Annotated in this window: 22 protein-coding genes and 1 riboswitch; of the genes, 17 read left to right on the top strand and 5 right to left on the bottom strand. The window is 58.8% G+C overall.

What is annotated here, in order from left to right; genetic code table 11:
• Positions 1 to 2: 2 nt before the first annotated feature.
• Positions 3 to 998, top strand: coding sequence for a 6-phosphogluconolactonase (gene pgl, locus KGP22_RS06465; RefSeq protein ID WP_045909472.1), 996 nt, complete (start codon positions 3 to 5; stop codon positions 996 to 998).
• A gap of 87 nt (positions 999 to 1,085) precedes the next feature.
• Here the strand turns inward: pgl and KGP22_RS06470 are convergent, their stop codons facing one another.
• Positions 1,086 to 2,369 (bottom strand): putative acyl-CoA thioester hydrolase, encoded by a 1,284-nt coding sequence (locus KGP22_RS06470; RefSeq protein WP_111963805.1) that lies wholly within the window; start codon positions 2,367 to 2,369, stop codon positions 1,086 to 1,088.
• A gap of 224 nt (positions 2,370 to 2,593) precedes the next feature.
• On the opposite strand from KGP22_RS06470, the gene hutI reads away from it, so the two are divergent.
• The 5 genes from hutI to hutH all read left to right on the top strand — a co-directional run bounded on the left by hutI (position 2,594) and on the right by hutH (position 8,839).
• A complete protein-coding gene (gene hutI / locus KGP22_RS06475; RefSeq protein WP_111963806.1) occupies positions 2,594 to 3,817 on the top strand; it encodes an imidazolonepropionase in 1,224 nt (407 codons plus the stop codon).
• Positions 3,814 to 4,752 carry a formimidoylglutamase gene (gene hutG / locus KGP22_RS06480; protein WP_111963807.1) on the top strand — a complete coding sequence of 313 codons (939 nt, stop codon included), beginning with the start codon at positions 3,814 to 3,816 and terminating at the stop codon, positions 4,750 to 4,752. The genes hutI and hutG overlap by 4 nt, the downstream gene beginning before the upstream one ends.
• Before the next feature lie 19 nt (positions 4,753 to 4,771).
• Positions 4,772 to 5,506, top strand: a complete 735-nt coding sequence (locus KGP22_RS06485; protein WP_223581662.1) for a histidine utilization repressor — start codon at positions 4,772 to 4,774, stop codon at positions 5,504 to 5,506.
• Between the two features lie 127 nt (positions 5,507 to 5,633).
• Positions 5,634 to 7,319, top strand: a complete 1,686-nt coding sequence (gene hutU, locus KGP22_RS06490; RefSeq protein WP_223581664.1) for a urocanate hydratase — start codon at positions 5,634 to 5,636, stop codon at positions 7,317 to 7,319.
• A complete protein-coding gene (gene hutH, locus KGP22_RS06495) occupies positions 7,319 to 8,839 on the top strand; it encodes a histidine ammonia-lyase (RefSeq protein ID WP_223581666.1) in 1,521 nt (506 codons plus the stop codon). The genes hutU and hutH overlap by 1 nt, the downstream gene beginning before the upstream one ends.
• A gap of 103 nt (positions 8,840 to 8,942) precedes the next feature.
• On the opposite strand, the gene KGP22_RS06500 is transcribed toward hutH, so the two are convergent.
• A complete protein-coding gene (locus tag KGP22_RS06500; RefSeq protein WP_063143124.1) occupies positions 8,943 to 9,419 on the bottom strand; it encodes a kinase inhibitor in 477 nt (158 codons plus the stop codon).
• Between the two features lie 48 nt (positions 9,420 to 9,467).
• Complete coding sequence (gene bioA / locus KGP22_RS06505) at positions 9,468 to 10,775, bottom strand: adenosylmethionine--8-amino-7-oxononanoate transaminase (protein WP_223581668.1); 1,308 nt, start codon at positions 10,773 to 10,775, stop codon at positions 9,468 to 9,470.
• Positions 10,776 to 10,843: 68 nt separating this feature from the next.
• On the opposite strand from bioA, the gene bioB reads away from it, so the two are divergent.
• Genes bioB through bioD form a run of 4 tightly spaced genes read left to right on the top strand, consistent with a single transcriptional unit; the run spans position 10,844 to position 14,471 of the window.
• On the top strand, positions 10,844 to 11,884 hold the full coding sequence (bioB, locus tag KGP22_RS06510) for a biotin synthase BioB (protein WP_223581670.1): 1,041 nt from the start codon (positions 10,844 to 10,846) through the stop codon (positions 11,882 to 11,884).
• Positions 11,881 to 13,038, top strand: coding sequence for an 8-amino-7-oxononanoate synthase (gene bioF / locus KGP22_RS06515; protein WP_223581672.1), 1,158 nt, complete (start codon positions 11,881 to 11,883; stop codon positions 13,036 to 13,038). The genes bioB and bioF overlap by 4 nt, the downstream gene beginning before the upstream one ends.
• Positions 13,022 to 13,777, top strand: coding sequence for a malonyl-ACP O-methyltransferase BioC (bioC, locus tag KGP22_RS06520; protein WP_223581674.1), 756 nt, complete (start codon positions 13,022 to 13,024; stop codon positions 13,775 to 13,777). The genes bioF and bioC overlap by 17 nt, the downstream gene beginning before the upstream one ends.
• The gene (gene bioD / locus KGP22_RS06525; protein ID WP_223581676.1) at positions 13,770 to 14,471 is read left to right on the top strand and encodes a dethiobiotin synthase; all 702 of its coding nucleotides are present in this window, start codon (positions 13,770 to 13,772) and stop codon (positions 14,469 to 14,471) included. Before bioC ends, bioD begins: the two co-directional genes overlap by 8 nt.
• Here bioD and KGP22_RS06530 read toward each other — a convergent pair.
• A complete protein-coding gene (locus KGP22_RS06530; RefSeq protein ID WP_127730105.1) occupies positions 14,434 to 15,156 on the bottom strand; it encodes an ATP-binding cassette domain-containing protein in 723 nt (240 codons plus the stop codon). The genes bioD and KGP22_RS06530 overlap by 38 nt on opposite strands.
• Before the next feature lie 752 nt (positions 15,157 to 15,908).
• On the opposite strand from KGP22_RS06530, the gene uvrB reads away from it, so the two are divergent.
• Positions 15,909 to 17,924 carry an excinuclease ABC subunit UvrB gene (gene uvrB, locus KGP22_RS06535; RefSeq protein WP_008501138.1) on the top strand — a complete coding sequence of 672 codons (2,016 nt, stop codon included), beginning with the start codon at positions 15,909 to 15,911 and terminating at the stop codon, positions 17,922 to 17,924.
• A 92-nt stretch (positions 17,925 to 18,016) separates the two neighbouring features.
• Here uvrB and yvcK read toward each other — a convergent pair whose 3' ends face one another.
• Positions 18,017 to 18,925: a uridine diphosphate-N-acetylglucosamine-binding protein YvcK gene (gene yvcK, locus KGP22_RS06540; RefSeq protein ID WP_223581686.1), complete on the bottom strand. Its 909-nt coding sequence runs from the start codon at positions 18,923 to 18,925 to the stop codon at positions 18,017 to 18,019.
• Between the two features lie 225 nt (positions 18,926 to 19,150).
• Positions 19,151 to 19,284, top strand: a riboswitch (molybdenum cofactor riboswitch).
• Here yvcK and moaA point away from each other — a divergent pair.
• From moaA to KGP22_RS06570, 6 genes are all read left to right on the top strand, one after another.
• Positions 19,272 to 20,261, top strand: a complete 990-nt coding sequence (gene moaA, locus KGP22_RS06545) for a GTP 3',8-cyclase MoaA (RefSeq protein WP_223581688.1) — start codon at positions 19,272 to 19,274, stop codon at positions 20,259 to 20,261. Its footprint overlaps the riboswitch before it by 13 nt.
• 24 nt (positions 20,262 to 20,285) lie before the next feature.
• Positions 20,286 to 20,798 (top strand): molybdenum cofactor biosynthesis protein B, encoded by a 513-nt coding sequence (moaB, locus tag KGP22_RS06550; protein ID WP_115874539.1) that lies wholly within the window; start codon positions 20,286 to 20,288, stop codon positions 20,796 to 20,798.
• A 3-nt stretch (positions 20,799 to 20,801) separates the two neighbouring features.
• Positions 20,802 to 21,287, top strand: a complete 486-nt coding sequence (gene moaC / locus KGP22_RS06555; RefSeq protein ID WP_223581690.1) for a cyclic pyranopterin monophosphate synthase MoaC — start codon at positions 20,802 to 20,804, stop codon at positions 21,285 to 21,287.
• The gene (moaD, locus tag KGP22_RS06560; protein ID WP_111963820.1) at positions 21,280 to 21,525 is read left to right on the top strand and encodes a molybdopterin synthase sulfur carrier subunit; all 246 of its coding nucleotides are present in this window, start codon (positions 21,280 to 21,282) and stop codon (positions 21,523 to 21,525) included. The genes moaC and moaD overlap by 8 nt, the downstream gene beginning before the upstream one ends.
• A 1-nt stretch (position 21,526) precedes the next feature.
• Positions 21,527 to 21,979: a molybdopterin synthase catalytic subunit MoaE gene (moaE, locus tag KGP22_RS06565; protein ID WP_111963821.1), complete on the top strand. Its 453-nt coding sequence runs from the start codon at positions 21,527 to 21,529 to the stop codon at positions 21,977 to 21,979.
• Between the two features lie 64 nt (positions 21,980 to 22,043).
• Positions 22,044 to 22,751 carry a Bax inhibitor-1/YccA family protein gene (locus tag KGP22_RS06570; protein WP_069719576.1) on the top strand — a complete coding sequence of 236 codons (708 nt, stop codon included), beginning with the start codon at positions 22,044 to 22,046 and terminating at the stop codon, positions 22,749 to 22,751.
• Positions 22,752 to 22,755: the final 4 nt, after the last annotated feature.

A 22,755-nucleotide genomic window follows, 5' to 3' on the forward strand; every position in this document is an offset into this window, starting at 1 on the left:
TCATGAAACAAACCGTTTATACCGCCAGTCCTGAAAGCCAGCAGATCCACGTCTGGCGTTTAAATACCGAAGGGACACTCACGCTGGTTCAGGTTGTTGATGTGCCAGGCCAGGTGCAACCGATGGTCATCAGCCCGGATAAACGTTTCTTGTACGTGGGTGTGCGTCCGGAGTTTCGCGTGCTGGCCTATCGCATTTCTCCGGACGACGGTGCGCTGACGTACACTGCTGAAGCCCCGTTGCCGGGCAGCCCAACCCATATCTCTACCGATCGCAAAGGCAACTTTGTCTTCAGCGGCTCGTATAACGCGGGCTGCGTCAGCGTAACGCGTCTGGAAGATGGTATTCCGGTCGAAACCGTGGATGTGGTGGAAGGGCTGGAAGGCTGCCACTCGGCGAATATCTCTCCGGATAACCGCACGCTGTGGGTACCTGCGCTGAAGCAGGATCGTATCTGCCTGTTTACCCTGAGCGACGATGGTCACCTCGTGGCGCAGAATCCAGCTGAAGTTACGACTGTTGAAGGCGCTGGTCCGCGTCATATGGTCTTCCACCCGAACCAGCAGTATGCCTACGTGGTCAACGAACTGAACAGCTCCGTGGACGTATGGGAACTGAAAGATCCAAACGGTCAGATTGAGTGCGTGCAGACGCTGGACATGATGCCGTCTGATTTCTCCGACACCCGCTGGGCGGCGGATATCCACATTACGCCAGATGGCCGCCATCTGTACGCCTGCGACCGTACCTCCAGCCTGATTACCGTGTTTAGCGTTTCTGAAGATGGCAGCGTGCTGGCGGTTGAAGGCTTCCAGCCAACGGAAACCCAGCCGCGCGGCTTTAATATCGATCACAGCGGCAAATACCTGATTGCGGCGGGGCAGAAATCCCACCACATTGCGCTGTACGAAATTAAAGGCGAGCAGGGACTGCTGGAAGAAAAAGGGCGCTACGCCGTAGGCCAGGGGCCAATGTGGGTGGTGGTTAACGCTCACTAAGCGGCTTAAAACAAAAAACCTCGCGAATGCGAGGTTTTTTTATCTCTGTGTGCCGGGTAAGGCGAAGCCGGCACCCGGCAAAACAGCTTACTGCTTCGGCTCAGCAACCACTTTGCTACCCAGACCGCGGTTGTTGTATTCCCACATGCGGTTGAAGTTAGCGTCGTTCAGGTTGCGCTGCACGTTCCCTTTATCATCCACCGCACCGGTGTTGCCGGAGAACGGACGTTTGGAGATCGCGGCATCCGCCCACGGTTTCGCCATGTTGAAGCCTTCGTTGATCACGCTGTCGCGGATCACAACCTGACCGTTGGTGGCTGAGTCCACGTCCAGGGAGCGTCCCAGCTGCGCCACGCCGTCACCGGCAGCATTAAAGCGGCTGTTCACGGCCAGGAAGCCGAAGAAGAGGTTCGACTGGGTTGCCGGAGCAAACACGTAACCTTCCTGCTGAGTACGTGAGTTCACCACGCGGAAATCGGTATTATCAAACACCACCGCGCCGCGACCAGACACCAGGTCCACGTCACCTTCAACGTAGCTGTTGGTCACAAGGGTACGGGTCAGACGGTTATTCTGCAGGGTGTTCTGCACGCCGCTGTTGGTCACGAAGAAGGTGTTCTGACGGCCCAGAATGTTGACGTTGTTAATCTGCACCTTATCGCCATCGCTACGCAGCGCAACGGCCTGGTGGTTACCGGCGTCAACGCTGTCACCCAGGGTATTCTGAATGGTCAGGTTCTGCAGCTGCAGACCGTTATTCTGAGACCAGAATACCGCCGAGCACATTACGCCAATGGTGGCGGAACGCTTGCTCTGGCAGTTATCAAACATATACCACGCCGGTTTGCCCGGCATATATTTACCGGCCGGGTTCACCAGGTGACGCCAGGTGTTGCTGTCGATTTCGGAATCAATCGCCAGGCCAATTTTTACGTCAATCGCTTTTTCGCCCAGACCGTAAAGCGTAATGCTGCCAGGGGCCGCCGGAACATACACGGTGCCTTCATATTCACCAGGCAGAATCGCGATGTACTGGCGAGACGCGCTGTGTTTAGTGATGGCAGCATCAACCGCAGCCTGAATTGAGGTATGCGTTACGCCCTGCGCACCCGCCGGGCCAACCACGAAGTCAGGCTGTTTCGGCAGATTAATAGACGACGGGGTCCACGGCGCAGCGTTAGGATCCATCGCTGAGAAGTAGTGTGCACGGTCGAAGTTTTTCGCTTCATCAGCGGACAAAATCGGGCGGGAGGCGGTACCGGGCGCAACCTGCTCAGAAGGTCGCTGATCCGGTGGTGTTGAACTGCAAGCGGATAAGGTCACGCCAAAGGCGAGTGCTAACGCCAGACGGGAAATCCTGGAAATGTTCAAGGTAGAGCTCCTGGGTATGCAAGTCTTTACGGGACAGACGAAATAGCCTGCTTTTTTATACTAAGTTGAGCGAAACGGGAAGATAAAAAGGGTAAAAGTTCCATTTTTAGCCCGAGAGCGGCAAGTAAGTGATCACAAATAACTAACATTTTCCTTCAAGGCGGTTGACAGTAGACGGTGGATGCAAATAAATGTCTATACAACCTATGACAAGTGGAATGCCCATGCAGCAGATTCATCCCGACGATGTGATATGGCGAAATGCGCGACTGGCTACGATGGTGCCGGACGTATCTGCGCCCTATGGACTGAAAGAGCAACATGCCCTGGTCGTAAGGGGTCAAACTATCCTGGCCGTGATCCCTGAATCTGACATTCCGGCCGGACACCGTCACAGCGTCGATCTCCAGGGGCGTCTGGTCACGCCTGGCCTGATTGACTGCCATACCCACCTTGTATTTGGCGGCGATCGCGCGGCGGAGTGGGAGCAGCGTCTGAACGGCGTCTCTTATCAAACCATCAGCGCCCAGGGGGGCGGAATTAACGCTACCGTGACGGCGACCCGCAGCAGCTCGCCCGAAACCCTGCTTAAGCTGGCGCAGCAGCGGCTTCAGCGACTGATGAATGAAGGCGTCACTACGGTTGAAATCAAGTCGGGATACGGTCTAAACCCCGAGGCCGAAGAGAAGATGCTGCTGGTCGCGCGCCAACTGGGCCTCAATAATCCGATCGATATCAGCCCAACGCTGCTGGCGGCCCATGCGGTTCCGCCGGAATACCGACAGGATCCGGATGCCTACCTCACGCTGGTCTGTGAGGAGATATTGCCCACGCTGTGGCAAAAAGAGTTATATGAAGCAGTAGACGTGTTCTGTGAAAACGTCGGCTTTACCCCGTCGCAAACCGAGCGCCTCTTCAAGTCGGCAACCGCGCTCGGTATTCCGGTGAAAGGGCACGTCGAGCAGCTGTCGAATCAGGGGGGGGCGGCATTGGTCAGCCGGTATAAAGGACTCTCTGCCGATCATATCGAATATCTTGACGACGCAGGCGTTCAGGCGATGGCGCAAAGCGGCACGGTTGCGGTCCTGTTGCCGGGCGCGTTCTATTTTCTGCAGGAACGCCAGCGTCCGCCGGTTGAACAGCTCAGAAAACAGGGTGTGCCGATGGCGGTCGCCACCGACTATAACCCCGGCACCAGCCCGTTTGCCAGCCTGCATCTGGCGATGAACATGGCCTGCGTCCAGTTTGGCCTGACGCCCGAGGAAGCCTGGGCTGGCGTCACGCGCCATGCCGCGCAGGCGCTGGGCCGTGGTGCAACCCACGGTCAGCTGCGGGCCGGGTTTGTCGCTGATTTCATCGTCTGGGATGCTCACCATCCGGTAGAGATGGTCTACGAGCCGGGACGCAACCCGCTGTATCAACGTATTTTCCGTGGGGAGGCAGTATGAAGTTATGGCGGCCCGTTGCAGAAACGGTCTGGCAGGGGCGCGACGACAGCGCCGAGGCCAGCAACGCAACGCGCATTTTCCAGACGATAAAGCAGCAGGGAGAGTTCACGCCGCTGGCATCCGGCATTGCGCTGATAGGCTTTGAATGTGATGCGGGCGTAAAACGCAATCTGGGCAGGCCCGGTGCCGTGCAGGCTCCGGATATGCTGCGTAAGGCGCTGGCGAATATGGCCAGCCATGAGGGACACGATCGGCTGGCGGATATGGGGTCGGTTTACGTTGAAGGTGACGAGCTTGAGGCGGCACAGCAGGCGTTAAGCGATGCCGTGACGTCATGCCAGCGGTCCGGGATGCGCACGCTGATCTTTGGCGGCGGACACGAAACCGCGTGGGCGCACGGTCGCGGCGTTCTGGACGCCTTTCCGGACGAGCGGGTTGTCATTATCAATCTTGATGCCCATCTCGATCTGCGCAAGGCCGAGCGGGCGACGTCCGGCACGCCGTTTCGCCAGCTGGCGCACTACTGCGATGAGCGCGGGCGGGCATTTCAGTACGCCTGCTTTGGCGTGAGCCGGGCGGCCAACACGCAGGCGTTGTGGGATGAGGCCGAACGCCTGAACGTCACGCTGGTGGAAGATCTCCATTTCAGGCGCGATGCGCTATCCGCGCTGGAAAAGGTGCTGGCCCAGGCCGATCGTATCTATCTGACGATCGATCTGGACGTCCTGCCCGCCAGCGAAATGCCTGCCGTGTCCGCGCCGGCCGCGTTAGGCATACCGGCGCTGGATCTTCTCCCGGTTATCGAACAAATCTGCCGCAGCGGTAAGCTACAGGCCGCCGATCTGGTAGAGTTTAACCCGCAGTTCGATCGGGACGGGCAGGGCGCAAAGCTTGCCGCCCGTCTGGCCTGGCAAATTGCTCACTGGTGGGCATAACACTATTCAAGGAGTCACGATGTTTTCACGCTCACCCCTGCCGCAGTCGAGCCCTCCCGCGCCTTTCTACGAAAAGGTGAAGCAGGCGATCAGCGAAAAAATCGCCACCGGCGTCTGGCGGCCGCACGACCGCATTCCCTCGGAGGCCGATCTGGTGGCGCAGTTTGGCTTTAGCCGGATGACCATCAACCGGGCGCTGCGCGAGCTGACTGACGAAGGGCTTCTGGTGCGCCTGCAGGGCGTGGGGACGTTTGTGGCGGAACCGAAAGGGCAATCTGCCCTGTTTGAAATCCGCAGTATTGCGGACGAAATTGCCGCGCGTAATCATCAGCACCGCTGTGAGGTACTGGTGCTCGAAGAGACCAAGGCCAGCGCCGAGCAGGCGGTAGAGCTGAATGTTAAAGAAGGCAGTCGGATCTTCCACTCGGTGATGGTGCATTTTGAGAACGACATTCCGGTGCAGATTGAAGATCGCTGCGTGAACGCTGAACGGATACCGGACTATCTGAATCAGGATTACACCCAGACCACGCCGCACGCCTATCTCTCGCTCGTCGCACCGCTGACGGAAGGGGAGCACATTGTGGAAGCCGTGCGCGCGACGCCGCAGGAGTGCGAGCGGCTGCGGATTAAAGAGCACGACCCGTGCCTGCTGATCCGCCGTCGAACCTGGTCCTCGTCGCACATTGTGTCGCATGCCCGGCTGCTTTTCCCGGGGAACCGTTACCGGCTGCAGGGCCACTTTATGTCATAAGTTTTATAAGCGTGATCGCTAACGCAATATAACAAAATTGTATCTTTTTTGTTAAATCCGGCCTTGTGTGTGCTTGTCTATACAAGTATATCTAAATGCATCATCTGTCCCGTATGAGGAGCACACAATGTCGTCAGGTAAATACCGCCAGCAGGATGTCCGCGCCGCGCGTGGCACCACGCTTACCGCCAAAAGCTGGCTCACCGAAGCCCCGCTGCGCATGTTGATGAACAACCTTGATCCTGAGGTGGCGGAAAACCCCCACGAGCTGGTGGTGTACGGCGGCATAGGCCGCGCCGCGCGCAACTGGGAATGCTATGACGCAATTGTAAAATCCCTGACCGAACTCGAACACGACGAAACCCTGCTGGTGCAGTCCGGCAAGCCGGTTGGCGTGTTTAAAACCCACAAAAACGCCCCGCGCGTGCTGATCGCCAACTCTAACCTCGTGCCGCACTGGGCCACCTGGGAACACTTCAACGAACTGGACGCGAAAGGGCTGGCGATGTATGGCCAGATGACCGCCGGGAGCTGGATCTACATCGGCAGCCAGGGGATTGTGCAGGGCACCTACGAGACCTTCGTGGAAGCCGGTCGCCAGCACTACAACGGCTCGCTGAAAGGCCGCTGGGTGCTCACAGCAGGTCTCGGCGGCATGGGCGGCGCGCAGCCGCTGGCCGCCACGCTGGCCGGTGCGTGTTCGCTGAATATTGAGTGCCAGCAGAGCCGCATTGATTTCCGTCTGCGCACCCGTTACGTCGACGAACAGGCCGAGAATCTCGATGACGCGCTGGCGCGCATCAAAAAATACACGTCCGAAGGCAAAGCGGTGTCGATTGCCCTGTGCGGCAACGCGGCGGACATTCTTCCTGAACTCGTCGCCCGCGGCGTGCGTCCGGATCTGGTCACCGACCAGACCAGCGCCCATGACCCGCTGCACGGTTACCTGCCGAAAGGCTGGACGTGGGAAGCCTATCAGCAAAAAGCGGAAACCGATCCGGAAGGTACGGTGCTTGCCGCGAAGCGCTCCATGGCCGAGCACGTCTCCGCCATGCTGGCTTTCAGCCAGATGGGCATTCCGACCTTTGATTACGGCAACAACATTCGCCAGATGGCGAAAGAGATGGGCGTAAATAACGCCTTCGACTTCCCCGGCTTCGTTCCGGCCTATATCCGTCCGCTGTTCTGCCGCGGTATCGGTCCGTTCCGCTGGGTTGCCCTGTCCGGTGACCCGGAGGATATCTACAAAACTGACGCCAAAGTGAAGGAGATCGTCGCCGATGACGAACATCTGCACCACTGGCTGGACATGGCCCGCGAGCGCATTAACTTCCAGGGCCTGCCGGCGCGTATCTGCTGGGTAGGGCTGGAGTGGCGGCAAAAGCTGGGTCTGGCCTTTAACGAAATGGTGCGCAGCGGTGAAGTTTCCGCGCCGATCGTCATTGGCCGCGACCACCTGGACTCCGGCTCCGTTGCCAGCCCGAACCGCGAAACGGAAGCCATGCGCGACGGCTCGGATGCGGTCTCCGACTGGCCGCTCCTGAACGCTCTGCTGAATACCGCCAGCGGCGCGACCTGGGTGTCACTGCACCACGGCGGTGGCGTGGGGATGGGCTTCTCCCAGCATTCCGGGATGGTTATTGTCTGTGACGGAACGGATGAAGCCGCCGCGCGTATCGCTCGCGTGCTGCACAACGACCCGGCAACCGGCGTGATGCGTCACGCGGATGCGGGTTACGAGATTGCCATTGACTGTGCCAAAGAGCAGGGCCTTAACCTGCCGATGATCCCTGCCACACAAGGAAAGCATTAATGAACGCGTTAACACTCACTCCCGGCTCGCTGACGCTTAAACAGCTGCGTAACGTCTGGCGTCAGCCGGTCACCCTTTCGCTTGATGAAAGTGCCCACGCCGCCATTAACGACAGCGTCGCCTGCGTTGAAGCCATCGTTGCCGAAGGGCGCACGGCTTACGGGATTAACACCGGCTTTGGGCTGCTGGCGCAGACCCGCATCGCGACGCACGATCTGGAAAACCTGCAGCGTTCGCTGGTGCTGTCGCATGCGGCGGGCGTTGGCCAGCCGCTTGATGATGAGATTGTCCGTCTGATGATGGTACTCAAAATCAACAGCCTGGCGCGCGGTTTCTCCGGCATTCGCCTGAGCGTGATCCAGGCGCTGATGGCGCTGGTGAATGCGGAGGTCTATCCGTGGATCCCGGCGAAGGGCTCCGTCGGGGCCTCCGGCGATCTCGCGCCGCTGGCGCACATGTCGCTGCTGCTGCTGGGTGAAGGCAAAGCGCGCTGGCAGGGCGAGTGGCTTCCGGCGAAAGAGGCGCTGAAAAAAGCCGGGTTAACGCCGATCACGCTGGCGGCGAAAGAGGGTCTGGCGCTGCTGAACGGCACCCAGGCTTCAACCGCCTTTGCGCTGCGCGGCCTGTTTGAAGCGGAAGATCTGTTTGCCTCGGCGGTGGTGTGCGGCGCGCTGACCACCGAAGCGGTGCTGGGCTCGCGTCGCCCGTTCGATGCCCGCATCCACGAGGTGCGCGGTCAGCGCGGGCAGATCGATGCCGCCGCGATGTACCGTCACGTGCTTACCGACACCAGCGAGATCGCGGATTCACACCACAACTGTGAAAAGGTGCAGGATCCCTATTCCCTACGCTGCCAGCCGCAGGTGATGGGCGCGTGTCTGACGCAGCTGCGCCAGGCGGCGGAGGTGCTGCTGGTGGAGGCCAACGCGGTGTCCGATAACCCGCTGGTGTTCGCCCAGGAAAACGAGGTGGTCTCCGGCGGTAACTTCCACGCCGAGCCGGTGGCCATGGCGGCGGATAATATCGCGCTGGCGATTGCCGAAGTCGGCGCGTTGGCCGAGCGCCGTATCGCGCTGATGATGGATAAACACATGTCCCAGCTGCCACCGTTCCTGGTGCGTAACGGCGGGGTCAACTCGGGCTTTATGATCGCTCAGGTAACGGCCGCAGCGCTGGCAAGCGAAAACAAGGCGCTGTCGCATCCGCACAGCGTGGACAGCCTGCCTACCTCGGCGAATCAGGAAGATCACGTTTCGATGGCACCGGCTGCCGGGCGTCGTCTCTGGGAAATGGCCTCCAACACCCGCGGCGTGCTGGCGGTGGAATGGCTGGCGGCGAGTCAGGGTATCGATCTGCGTGAAGGGCTCAAATCCAGCCCGCTGCTGGAGCAGGCGCGTCAGGTGCTGCGCGAGCACGTCACGCATTACGATGACGACCGCTTCTTTGCCCCGGATATTGATAAGGCGATGCAGCTTCTGGAAGAGGGAAGCCTTGTAGGACTGCTACCTTCGGTGCTGTAATTTTTACCCTCACCCTAACCCTCTCCCACAGGGAGAGGGAATTGCCCGGTTTTCTCCCTCTCCCTGTGGGAGAGGGCCGGGGTGAGGGCGTCAGCCCGCACTATTATGAATACATCGCCGTAATCGACGCGCTCCCCAGCGAATGGAAATGCACGTTAAACCCGACCATTGCGCCGCTCGCGCCTTCATCGACCTCAATCTTGTCCACATCCAGCGCGTGCACCGTGAAGATATAGCGGTGGGTTTCCCCTTTTGGTGGCGCCGCGCCGCCGTAGCCCGCTTTACCGAAGTCAGTGCGCGTCTGAATGGCACCTTCAGGCAGGGCAACCAGGTCTGAACCCGAACCCTGCGGCAGGACGCGCGTGTCGGCTGGCAGGTTCGCCACGATCCAGTGCCACCATCCGGAACCGGTTGGCGCATCCGGGTCGTAGCAGGTCACGACAAAGCTTTTGGTGCCTGCCGGAACCTCGTCCCACGCCAGGTGCGGGGAGATGTTATCGCCCTGATACCCCATGCCGTTGAAAACGTGCCGTTCCGGCAGCTTTTCACCGTCGCGCAGATCTTTACTGATGATTTTCATACGGTTTACCCTCGTTGATCGCTCGTTCAGCAAGTGTAATGCATTGGGTTAAATCGTGAAATGCGCGGGAATGTTAACGGCTGTTACAACCGCGTCGGTTAATTTTTGAAGCTGCTCAGGCGTAATGCTGTACGGCGGCATCAGGTAGATAAGCTTGCCGAAAGGCCGGACCCACACGCCCTGATCCACGAAGAAACGCTGCAGCGCCGCCATATTCACCGGATGGGTGGCTTCAATCACCCCGATGGCGCCCAGCACGCGCACGTCCGCCACGAAATTCGCGCCCGAGGCGGCGCTCAGCTCCGTTTTCAGCTGCGCCTCAATCGCCGCAACCTGCGTCTGCCACTCGCCGCTCTCCAGAATGGCGAGGCTTTCGCTTGCGACCGCGCAGGCCAGCGGGTTACCCATAAACGTCGGGCCGTGCATAAAGCAGCCGGCTTCACCGTCGCTGATGGTGTCGGCCACCTGGCGGGTCGTGAGCGTGGCGGAGAGCGTCATGGTGCCGCCAGTCAGCGCTTTACCCAGACACAGAATATCCGGAGTGATACCCGCATGTTCGCAGGCAAACAGCTTGCCGGTGCGGCCAAAGCCGGTGGCGATCTCATCGGCAATCAGCAGAATGCCCTCGCGGTCGCACATCCTGCGAATACGCCTCAGCCATTCCGGGTGGTACATCCTCATTCCGCCCGCGCCTTGCACAATAGGCTCAAGGATCACGGCGGCAATCTCATGACGATGCGCCGCCATCAGCCGCGCGAAGCCGACCATGTCCATCTCGTTCCACTCGCCGTCGAAGCGGCTCTGCGGCGCAGGGGCAAACAGGTTTTCCGGCAGATACCCCTTCCACAGGCTGTGCATGGAGTTGTCCGGATCGCAAACCGACATCGCTCCGAAGGTATCCCCGTGATAGCCGTTGCGGAAGGTGAGGAACCGCTGGCGCGTTTCGCCTCTGGCGTGCCAGTACTGCAGCGCCATTTTCATCGCCACTTCCACCGCCACGGAGCCGGAATCTGCCAGGAATACGCACTCCAGCGATTCAGGTGTCATCGCCACCAGACGACGGCATAAATCCACCGCGGGCTGATGGGTGATCCCGCCAAACATCACGTGCGACATCTGGTCAATCTGGGCCTTCATCGCCGCATTCAGGCGCGGGTGGTTGTACCCGTGAATCGCCGCCCACCACGAAGACATGCCGTCAACGAGCCGCTCGCCGCTGGCGAGGTGCAGCTCGCAGCCGTGGGCGGAGGCTACCGGATAGACGGGAAGGGGGCGGGTGGTGGAGGTGTAAGGGTGCCAAATATGCTGCTTGTCGAAGGCGAGATCGTCCTGGGTCATAATCGACTTGTAAACCATTTTGAAAAGTTTTAGGTTTACGAGTATAAACCGAACCGAAAATTAACAAAACCCTTTGGAGAAGCCCGATGGTTCACCACGCACGCTGGACGATGTCGCAAGTTACTGAATTATTCAACAAACCTTTCCTTGAGCTGATGTTCGAAGCCCAACAGGTGCATCGTCAGCATTTCGATCCTCGCCATGTTCAGGTCAGCACGCTGCTGTCGATCAAGACCGGCGCCTGCCCCGAAGACTGCAAATATTGCCCGCAGAGCGCGCGCTACAAAACCGGTCTGGAGTCAGAGCGCCTGATGGAAGTGGAGCAGGTCCTTGACTCCGCGCGCAAGGCGAAAAACGCTGGATCAACCCGCTTCTGCATGGGCGCGGCGTGGAAGAACCCGCACGATCGCGACATGCCGTATCTGGAGCAGATGGTGAAGGGCGTGAAGGAGATGGGCCTCGAAGCCTGCATGACCCTGGGTACGCTCAACGAGGAGCAGGCGCAGCGCCTCTCGGCTGCGGGACTGGATTACTACAACCACAACCTCGACACCTCGCCGGAATTTTACGGCAACATCATCACCACGCGTACCTACCAGGAGCGTCTGGATACGCTGGATAAAGTGCGTGACGCGGGGATTAAGGTCTGCTCCGGCGGCATCGTGGGCTTAGGCGAAACCGTGAAAGACCGCGCGGGCCTGCTGCTGCAGCTGGCGAACCTGCCGACCCCGCCGGAAAGCGTGCCGATCAACATGCTGGTGAAGGTCAAGGGCACGCCGCTGGCGGATAACGAGGACGTGGATGCGTTTGATTTTATCCGCACCATCGCGGTGGCGCGCATCATGATGCCAACGTCTTACGTTCGCCTCTCAGCGGGTCGCGAGCAGATGAACGAGCAGACCCAGGCGATGTGCTTTATGGCCGGAGCCAACTCCATCTTCTACGGCTGCAAGCTGCTGACCACACCGAATCCGGAAGAGGACAAAGACGTTCAGCTGTTCCGCAAGCTGGGGCTGAACCCGCATCAGACCGAGGTGCTGACGGGCGATAACGAGCAACAGCAGCAGCTGGAGCAGCAGATTTTCAACGCCGACACCGAACAGTTCTACAACGCGGCAGCCGTATGACCTGGCAGGCGCGTATCAACTCTGCGCTTGACGACCGTCGGGCGGCAGAGGCATTTCGCGTTCGCAGGGTGGTGGAAAACGGCGCGGGCCGTTTTCTTACCCGTGAAGGCCAGCGGTTCTGCAATTTCTCCAGCAACGACTATCTCGGGCTGAGCCAGCATCCGGCCATTATCCGCGCCTGGCAGCAGGGCGCGGAGCGATTTGGCGTGGGCAGCGGCGGATCGGGGCACGTCAGCGGATACACCACAGCGCATCATGCGCTGGAAGAGGAGCTGGCTGACTGGCTCGGCTACCCGCGTGCGCTGCTGTTTATCTCCGGCTTTGCCGCCAACCAGGCGGTGATTACGGCCCTGATGGAAAAAGAGGACCGCATTGTCGCCGACCGCCTGAGCCACGCCTCGCTGCTGGAGGCGGCAAATTTAAGCCCGGCTCAGCTGCGGCGTTTTGCCCATAACGATGCGGGACAGCTCGCAGCGCTGCTGGATAAACCCTGCGAAGGACAACAGCTGGCTGTCACCGAAGGAGTGTTCAGCATGGACGGCGACAGCGCGCCGCTTGCCGCGCTGCACGAGGCCGCAAAGCGACAGAATGCCTGGCTGCTGGTGGACGATGCCCACGGCACCGGCGTGATGGGCGACGAAGGGCGCGGAAGCGCGTATCAGCAAAACGTGAAGCCTGAACTGCTGATTGTCACCTTTGGCAAGGGCTTTGGCGTTAGCGGCGCCGCCGTGCTGTGCAGCGAATCCGTCGCCGACTATCTGCTGCAGTTTGCCCGGCATTTGATTTACAGCACCAGCATGCCCCCGGCGCAGGCCGTTGCGCTGTCTGCGTCGCTGGCTGTGATACGAAGCGCGGAAGGGGATGAACGTCGCCAGCGGCTGGCAGAGCATGTTGCCCGCTTCCGTCAGGGATTAGCGGCGCTTCCTTTCCACAGTCCCGATTCGCAGAGCGCTATCCAGCCGGTGATTGTCGGAGAAAACGGCCGCGCGCTGGCGCTGGCACAGGCGCTGCGCCAGCGCGGCATGTGGGTCACCGCCATCCGACCGCCAACCGTCCCACCGGGCACGGCGCGTCTGCGCTTAACCCTGACGGCGGCGCATGAACGACAGGATATTGAGACGTTGCTGGAGGCGCTCCATGATGCCGGTGAATAAGCAGGCCATCGCGGCGGCATTTGGCCGCGCCGCGCAGAGCTATTCGCAGCATGATGAGCTGCAGCGTCTGAGCGCGCAGGGGCTTCTGGCCGCGCTTGGCGAGAACCGTTTTCCACAGGTGCTGGACGCCGGCTGTGGTCCCGGCAGCAACAGCCGCTACTGGCGCGGGGCGGGAAGCCAGGTGACGGCTATCGATCTTTCAGCCCCGATGCTGGACGAGGCGCGCCAGCAGCAGGCGGCGCATCGCTATCTGCTGGCCGATATCGAGGCGATCCCGCTGGCTGACGCGCAGTTTGATCTGGTCTGGAGCCATCTGGCGGTTCAGTGGTGCAGCAGCCTGCCGCAGGCCTTGCGCGAGCTTTATCGCGTGGCGCGACCGGGCGGGAAGGTGGCGTTTACCACCCTGCTGGAAAGTTCGCTGCCGGAGCTGAATCAGGCCTGGCAGGCAGTCGATGAACAGCCGCACGCTAACCGGTTTTTATCGCATGACCAGGTGACGCAGGCGCTGGCAGGCTGGCGCTCACGCAGCGTGATGCAGACCATCACGCTCAATTTTAGCGATGCGTTCAGCGCCATGCGTTCGCTGAAGGGCATAGGCGCCACGCACCTGCATACCGGACGCGAGAAAAAACCGCTCACCCGCGGTCAGCTGCAGCGCCTTGAGCTGGCCTGGCCGCAGCAGCGGGGTCAATTCCCGCTCTCCTATCAACTTTTTCATGGGATTATCGAACGTGACTGAACGTTATTTTGTCACCGGCACGGACACAGAAGTGGGTAAAACGGTGGCCAGCTCGGCGCTGCTGCAGGCGGCACGGCTGCTCGGGAAAAACACCGCCGGGTATAAGCCCGTGGCGTCCGGCAGCGAGATGACGGCGGAAGGGTTACGCAACACCGACGCGCTGGCGCTCCAGCGTAACAGCACGCGTGAACTCGCCTATTCCGCGGTGAATCCGTACACCTTTGCCGAGCCGACCTCGCCGCACATTATCAGCGCCGATGAAGGTCGTCCGATTGATTTCGCCGTGCTGTCCGCCGGATTGCGGACGCTGGAAAATCAGGCCGACTGGGTGCTGGTGGAAGGGGCTGGCGGCTGGTTTACGCCGCTTTCGGACAAGCAGACGTTTGCTGACTGGGTGCAGGCCGAGCAGCTTCCGGTGATTCTGGTCGTCGGCGTCAGGCTGGGCTGCATCAATCACGCCATGTTGACCGCGCAGGCCGTACAGCAGGCCGGACTGCGTCTGGCGGGCTGGATAGCCAACGACGTGGTTGCGCCGGGTAAACGCCATCAGGAGTATCTGGCGACGCTCAGGCGCGTCCTTCCCGCGCCGTGCATCGGGGAGATCCCCTGGCTTGCTGACGGCGCGGAAAATGCCGAAACCGGGCGTTATCTCGATCTCAGCGTCTTGCTTCCCGCGACATCCAGTGAGCAATAAGCTCGTCATCCAGTTCGTTAACGTGGCCCTGCGCCACGTTACGCCCGCGATAGAGCATACAGAAACGGTCAGCCACCCGGCGGATAAACGACATCTGCTGCTCTGCTAACAGCACCGTCATGCCTAACTCCCGGTTTAAGCGCACCAACAGCTGTCCCAGCTTCTGGGCGAAGCTGTGCCCCGCGCCGTGCAGGGGCTCATCGAGGATCAGCAGGTGTGGACGGTTCACCAGCGCATTAGCCAGCGCCAGCTGATACTGGTCGTCCGGAGAGAGCGTGTTGGCACGGGTCTGTCGCACCCCATAGAGCGCCGGAAACAGGTCGTAAACGTCATTTTTTGCGTTCGGGTTAGGTTTCCCCGTCGCGCGCATGGCGATATGCAGGTTCTCCTCAATCGTTAGCTGGGAGAAGATCCGCCTGTCCTGCGAGACATAGCCAATCTCCGGGCCGGAACGCTGTTCTGGCGGCGGGTTTAGCAAATCACGCGGCGGCGCACCCGCCTCATACCAGATGATGCTGCCGCTTTCGACAGGCACCTTCCCGGCGATGCAATTCATTAGGGTGGTTTTCCCCATGCCCGGCAGGCCAACGACGCCTGTACACATCCCTTGCGGAAAATCTAAATCCACATTCCATAGCGTATGTTGACTTCCGTAAAACTGATTCACAGCACGCAGACTCAACATCTTTCTCTCCTTAAAAATGTGTGTAGGTGAGGCTCGCTGTTGATTCTGCAAAACCCCTGCCATAAAGCGGAAAGTGATTAAAAAAGCGACTTTTTTAGGAATAAGTCACCGGAAAGCGGTTTATAAAAAACCGGATTGCACATTGACGGTGCCGCCGGTGATGAGTTGTGGTGCAGAACCCGAAATGATGAAAATGTGAGCAAGATCCCATCGGTTGGTTATGAATGACGCAACTGTTAATCAGCAAAAAATAGCTATAAAAATTTTTTGTCGCCGTCTCGTGGGAAAATCCGGGAATTTGCAGAGCGCCAGTCTGTATGGGCTGGAAGCAGTTATCCACTATTCCTGTGGATAACCATGTGCATTAGAGTTAGAAAACACGCGATAAGCGAGAGAAGACGCGGCTTTCGCCCAAATTGACGCGAAACGCGGCTTTAGAAAATATCGTTTATTTTTTAATTGCTTAAATAAAAGCAATTCCCGTCATGAAAGTGTCACCCCTTGCCACAAAACTATCATTACCTGGCTTGACAAATGTTAAAAAAGAAAAAGTTCTGGGGATAACCTGACCTGACTGGTGTTTTATGTTGCCACTGTCCAAATTTTGGCCGCTATCGCGCTAATCATTCAGGCGCTATGATAAATATCCTGACATGCCACTGGTTTTTCATCCAGTGTTTTTTACTGGCATTCCTGGCAACAAGGAGTAAAATTACACACCTGCCGCTTATAACGTCATCAGGTTGTCGCCCATGAGTAAACCGTTCAAATTGAATTCTGCTTTCCGTCCATCAGGCGATCAGCCTGAGGCGATCCGTCGTCTGGAAGAGGGGCTGGAAGATGGGCTGGCGCACCAGACGCTGCTGGGGGTAACCGGCTCGGGTAAAACGTTCACCATCGCCAACGTGATTGCGGATCTCCAGCGCCCAACGATGGTGCTGGCACCCAATAAAACCCTGGCGGCGCAGCTATACGGCGAAATGAAAGAGTTCTTCCCGGAAAACGCGGTGGAGTATTTCGTCTCCTACTACGATTACTACCAGCCTGAAGCCTATGTGCCGAGCTCTGACACCTTCATCGAGAAGGATGCCTCGGTGAACGAACACATCGAGCAGATGCGACTGTCGGCCACAAAGGCGCTTCTTGAGCGTCGTGATGTGGTGGTCGTCGCCTCGGTTTCCGCGATCTACGGTCTTGGCGATCCGGATCTCTATCTCAAGATGATGCTGCACCTGACGCAGGGGATGATCATCGACCAGCGTGCGATTTTGCGTCGTCTGGCGGAGCTGCAGTACACCCGCAACGATCAGGCCTTCCAGCGCGGCACCTTCCGCGTGCGCGGCGAAGTGATCGACATCTTCCCGGCAGAATCGGACGATATGGCGCTGCGCGTCGAGCTGTTTGACGAGGAGGTCGAGCGCCTGTCGCTCTTCGACCCGCTGACCGGACACGTTGAGTCAGTGATCCAGCGCTTCACTATCTACCCGAAAACGCACTACGTGACGCCGCGCGAGCGTATCGTACAGGCGATGGAAGAGATCAAAGTGGAGCTGGCGGAACGCCGTAAGGTTCTGCTGGCGAACAATAAGCTGCTCGAAGAGCAGCGCCTGAGCCAGCGTACCCAGTTTGATCTTGAGATGATGAACGAGCTGGGCTACTGCTCCGGCATCGAAAACTACTCGCGCTTCCTCTCCGGGCGCGGGCCCGGCGAGCCGCCGCCGACGCTGTTTGATTACCTTCCGGCCGACGGTTTGCTGGTGATCGACGAATCCCACGTCACGATCCCGCAGATCGGCGGGATGTACCGCGGCGACCGGGCGCGTAAAGAGACGCTGGTGGAGTACGGTTTCCGCCTGCCGTCAGCGCTGGATAACCGTCCGATGAAGTTTGAAGAATTTGAGGCGCTGGCGCCGCAAACCATCTACGTCTCGGCCACGCCGGGCAACTACGAGCTGGAAAAATCCGGCGATGAAGTGGTGGACCAGGTGGTGCGTCCGACTGGATTGCTGGACCCGATTATCGAGGTGCGTCCGGTGGCGACGCAGGTGGACGACCTGCTCTCTGAGATCCGCGCCCGTTCCGCCATTAACGAGCGCGTGCTGGTGACCACGCTCACCAAGCGTATGGCGGAAGACCTCACCGAGTATCTCGAAGAGCACGGCGAGAAGGTGCGTTATCTGCATTCGGATATCGACACCGTGGAGCGCATGGAGATTATCCGCGATCTGCGTCTGGGCGAGTTTGACGTGCTGGTGGGGATCAACCTGCTGCGAGAAGGTCTGGACATGCCGGAAGTCTCGCTGGTGGCGATTCTGGATGCGGACAAAGAGGGTTTCCTGCGTTCCGAGCGTTCGCTGATCCAGACTATTGGCCGCGCCGCGCGTAACGTCAACGGTAAAGCGATTCTGTACGGTGACAAAATTACCCCGTCGATGGCGAAAGCGATTGGCGAGACGGAGCGCCGCCGCGAGAAACAGCAGCGCTACAACGAAGAGCACGGCATTACTCCGCAGGGGCTGAACAAGAAGGTGGTGGATATTCTGGCGCTGGGTCAGAACATTGCCAAAACCAAAGCGAAAGGCCGCGGCAAGGCGCGTTCAGTGGTGGAAGAAGATACCGTCGTGCTGACGCCGAAAGCGCTGCAGCAGAAAATCCACGAGCTGGAAGGGCAGATGATGCAGCACGCCCAGAACCTGGAGTTCGAAGAGGCGGCGCAGATCCGCGACCAGCTTCATCAGCTGCGGGATCTGTTTATCGCGGCATCGTGAGTTGGTTTTGCCCGGTGGCGCTGCGCTTTCCGGGCCTGCGGGATTCGCGCCTTTTGTCGCCCCGCTAAGTGAAGCGCCACCGGGTTTTATTGTCAGCCCAGCGCCTGAATCGCCTTCTCCAGCGCCTCGCGCAGCAGATGGCGGTCATGGCGATACTTGATGTCTGAGGCCTCCAGCTGCTCCTGAATCACCACACGATCGCCGATGCCGGACACATCTACCTTCGGCCCAACCACCACGCCGTCAATGATCTTCTTACCGACGTAATGCTCCATCAAATTGAGTTTATCCGCCAGCGACAGGCTTGCGGCTGCCGGGCTCAGCTCTCGCCCGAGGTTACCGATGTAAACCATTGGCGCTGGGGTGCGGCGCAGCGCCTGCGCCAGCTCTTTCACCAGCAGAATGGGCATCAGGCTGGTGTAAAAACTTCCCGGACCGATCAGGATAAGATCCGCTTCCCCGATGGCCTCCACCGCTTCTCGCGTGGCGGGCACGCTCGGATAGGTCATCAACTCCGCTGGCGGCAGGATGAGCTGGTCGATATTCACCTCGCCGTAAACTTCATGCCCTTCGGCGTCGATTGCCATCAAGTCAACCGGTTGTTCAGACATGGGGATCAGGAATGCGTCCACTTTCAGCAGATTACGGATCAAGTTGATGGCTTCCAGAGGCCGTACGCTCAGGTGATCCAATGCCTTTAACATCAGATTTCCGAGGTTATGCCCGGAAAGTTCGCCATTTCCGCCAAAACGGTACTCGAACATCGCCGATGCGACGCTCGGCTCGGTAATTAACTGGTTCAGGCAGTTGCGCATATCTCCCCAGGCAATGCCGCCTTCGGCACGACGAATGCGCCCGGTTGAGCCGCCGTTATCGGTGGTAGTCACTATCCCTGTCAGCCTTGAGCCGAGCGACGACAAAGAGGACATAACCCGGCCTAAGCCGTGTCCTCCGCCAAGAGCGACCACTCGGTCAAGATCCGCAAAAGTGCGATTGCGCATACGTATTCCTTATCACGTTCGATCGCGTAACAGTAACCTAACTACCCCTAAAAGACGATGCCTCACCCGATACAAAATGACGTATATCAATGTGAAAATGCGGTTTTTAGGTATTCTGTAGCGAAAATGCAGGATTGATTCGCTATATACATAATTATATAGCGAAAAGCGACAATGGCGCCGTGAGAATTTCCGCGCTACTATCGCCCTAACCACGTTTTCAAAAATGAAAACATACACTCTAGCCCTTGTGCCTGTGTCGAAAGATATGGCGCTCTGGCCGTGGCGAATTTGCCACCAGGGTACAGAAAGAAATGACTGTGCCTCCCGATCTGGAAAGGTGTACATGGCTTCACAACTTACTGATGCTTTCGCGCGTAAGTTTTATTACTTACGTCTGTCGATTACCGATGTGTGCAACTTCCGTTGCACTTACTGCCTGCCCGACGGCTATAAACCGGGCAGCGTTACCAATAATGGCTTTCTCTCCGTGGATGAAGTGCGTCGCGTCACGCGCGCCTTCACTGAGCTCGGCACCGAAAAAGTGCGCCTTACCGGCGGTGAACCCTCGCTGCGCCGCGATTTCCCCGACATCATTGCCGCCGTGCGTGAAAACGAACGTATCCGCCAGATTGCGGTGACCACCAACGGTTACCGTATGGCGCGCGACGTGGCGAACTGGCGCGATGCGGGGCTGACGGCGATCAACGTCAGCGTGGATAGCCTGGACGCCCGTCAGTTCCACGCCATCACCGGCCAGGATAAATTCCAGCAGGTCATGGACGGTATCGATGCGGCATTTGCGGCCGGCTTCGAAAAAGTCAAAGTCAACACGGTGCTGATGCGTGATGTAAACCATCACCAGCTCGATACTTTCCTGGCGTGGATCCAATCCCGTCCCATTCAACTGCGTTTTATTGAGCTAATGGAAACCGGCGAGGGCAGCGAGCTGTTTCGCCGCCGCCACATCTCCGGCATGGTGCTGCGCGACGAGCTGCTGAAACGCGGCTGGATCCACCAGATCCGCCAGCGCAGCGACGGTCCGGCGCAGGTCTTCTGCCATCCTGATTACGAAGGCGAAATTGGGCTTATCATGCCTTACGAGAAAGACTTCTGTGCCAGCTGCAACCGCCTGCGCGTCTCCTCCGTGGGCAAGCTCCATCTCTGCCTGTTCGGCGACGGCGGCGTAGACCTTCGCGATCTGCTGGAAGACGATGCGCAGCAGGACGCGCTTGAAGCACGCATTTCTGAAGCGCTGACGCATAAAAAACAGACCCACTTCCTGCATCAGGGCAATACCGGCATTACTCAGAACCTGTCCTACATCGGCGGGTAATCAGGCTTAAGAAGGAATCAGAAGATGAGTCAGGTAAGCGCAGAATTTATCCCGACACGCATTGCTATTCTTACCGTTTCCGACCGCCGTGGCGAAGAGGATGATACCTCCGGCCACTGGCTGCGCGATGCGGCCCATGACGCAGGACATAACATCGTTGATAAAGCGATCGTGAAGGAGAACCGCTACGCCATTCGCGCGCAGGTCTCTCAGTGGATCGCCAGCGATGAGGTGCAGGTGGTGCTGATCACCGGCGGCACCGGCTTTACCGCAGGAGATCAGGCCCCCGAAGCGCTAATCCCGCTGTTCGACCGCGAGGTGGAAGGCTTCGGCGAAGTGTTCCGCATGCTCTCCTTTGAAGAGATTGGTACCTCCACGCTTCAGTCGCGCGCCGTGGCGGGCGTGGCTAACAAAACCCTGATTTTCGCCATGCCGGGCTCGACCAAAGCCTGCCGCACCGCGTGGGAAAACATCATCGCCCCGCAGCTGGATGCCCGTACCCGTCCGTGTAATTTCCATCCCCATTTAAAGAAATAAGCTATGTCACAACTGACCCACATTAACGCCGCTGGCGAAGCGCATATGGTGGACGTCTCCGCCAAAGCGGAAACGGTGCGCGAGGCGCGCGCCGAAGCGTACGTCACCATGCTGCCGGAAACGCTGACGATGATTATCGACGGCAGCCATCACAAGGGTGATGTCTTTGCAACCGCGCGCATTGCGGGAATTCAGGCCGCCAAACGGACCTGGGATCTTATTCCGCTGTGCCATCCGCTGATGCTGAGCAAGGTGGAAGTGAACCTGCAGGCGCAGCCGGAGCATAATCGCGTGCGCATTGAGTCACTCTGCCGCTTAACCGGCAAAACCGGCGTGGAGATGGAGGCGCTGACGGCGGCCTCCGTTGCCGCGCTGACCATCTACGACATGTGCAAAGCGGTGCAGAAAGATATGGTGATTGGCCCGGTGCGTCTGCTGGCAAAAAGCGGCGGCAAATCCGGTGATTTTAAGGTGGACAGCCATGATTAAGGTGCTCTTTTTTGCGCAGGTGCGCGAGCTGGTGAATACCGACAGCCTGACGCTGGACGCGTCTTTTGATAACGTCGCTGCCCTGCGCGCGCATCTGGCGGCACAAAGCGACCGCTGGGCGCTGGCGCTCGACGAAGGCAAGCTGCTGGCCGCCGTTAACCAGACACTGGTGGAATTCACCCATCCGCTTAACGCAGGGGATGAAGTGGCCTTCTTCCCGCCGGTGACAGGGGGCTAAGATGGCTGAAACCCGAATTCTGGTGAGTCATGAGCGTTTTAACGTCGGGACCGAATACGGCTGGCTGGCGGAACGCGATGAAGACGGCGCGGTCGTGACCTTTACCGGCAAGGTGCGCAACCACAACCTCGGCGACAGCGTGAAGGCACTGACGCTGGAGCACTATCCGGGGATGACCGAGAAATCGCTGGCGGAGATTGTCGACGAGGCGCGAGGCCGCTGGCCGCTCGGGCGAGTCACGGTTATTCACCGCATCGGCGAGATGTGGCCCGGCGAGGAGATTGTCTTCGTCGGCGTTACCAGCGCCCACCGAGGCAGCGCGTTTGCGGCAGGGGAGTTCATTATGGATTTTCTCAAAACCAAAGCTCCATTCTGGAAGCGCGAAGCCACGCCGGAAGGGGATCGCTGGGTAGAATCTCGCGACAGCGATAAGCAGGCCGCCAGCCGTTGGTAGTTGGTTTACGTGGATGTGTTACTCTTAACGAGTGTGTCTACTTAATCTTAATCAGGAGTGAATCATGGACCGATTTCCGCGTTCCGATTCAATAGTACAGCAGACCCGTAGCGGCCTGCAGACGTATATGGCTCAGGTGTATGGCTGGATGACGGTTGGCCTGCTGCTTACCGCGTTTATCGCGTGGTATGCAGCGAACACGCCGGAGCTGATGATGTTTATCTTCTCCAGCAAAATCACCTTCTTTGGGCTGATTATCGCGCAGCTGGCGCTGGTGTTTGTGCTTTCTGGTCTGGTGCACAAGCTGAGTGCCGGCATGGCAACGACCTTGTTTATGCTCTATTCGGCGCTAACGGGCCTGACGCTTTCCAGCATTTTCATCGTTTACACCTATTCATCCATCGCCAGCACCTTCGTGGTGACCGGCGGGATGTTTGGTGCGATGAGCCTGTACGGTTACACCACGAAGCGCGATCTGAGCGGCTTCGGCAGCATGCTGTTTATGGGGCTGATCGGGATTGTGCTGGCGTCGCTGGTGAACCTGTGGCTGAAGAGCGAAGCGCTGATGTGGGCTGTGACCTATATCGGGGTGGTGCTCTTCGTGGGGTTAACGGCCTATGATACCCAGAAGCTGAAAAACATCGGTGAGCAGATCGACGTGCGCGACAGTTCCAACCTGCGCAAATACTCGATTCTGGGCGCACTGACGCTCTATCTGGACTTCATCAACCTGTTCCTGATGCTGCTGCGGATTTTAGGCAACCGTCGCTAAGGTT

The organism is Enterobacter sp. JBIWA005 (assembly GCF_019968805.1).
Lineage (GTDB): Bacteria > Pseudomonadota > Gammaproteobacteria > Enterobacterales > Enterobacteriaceae > Enterobacter > Enterobacter vonholyi.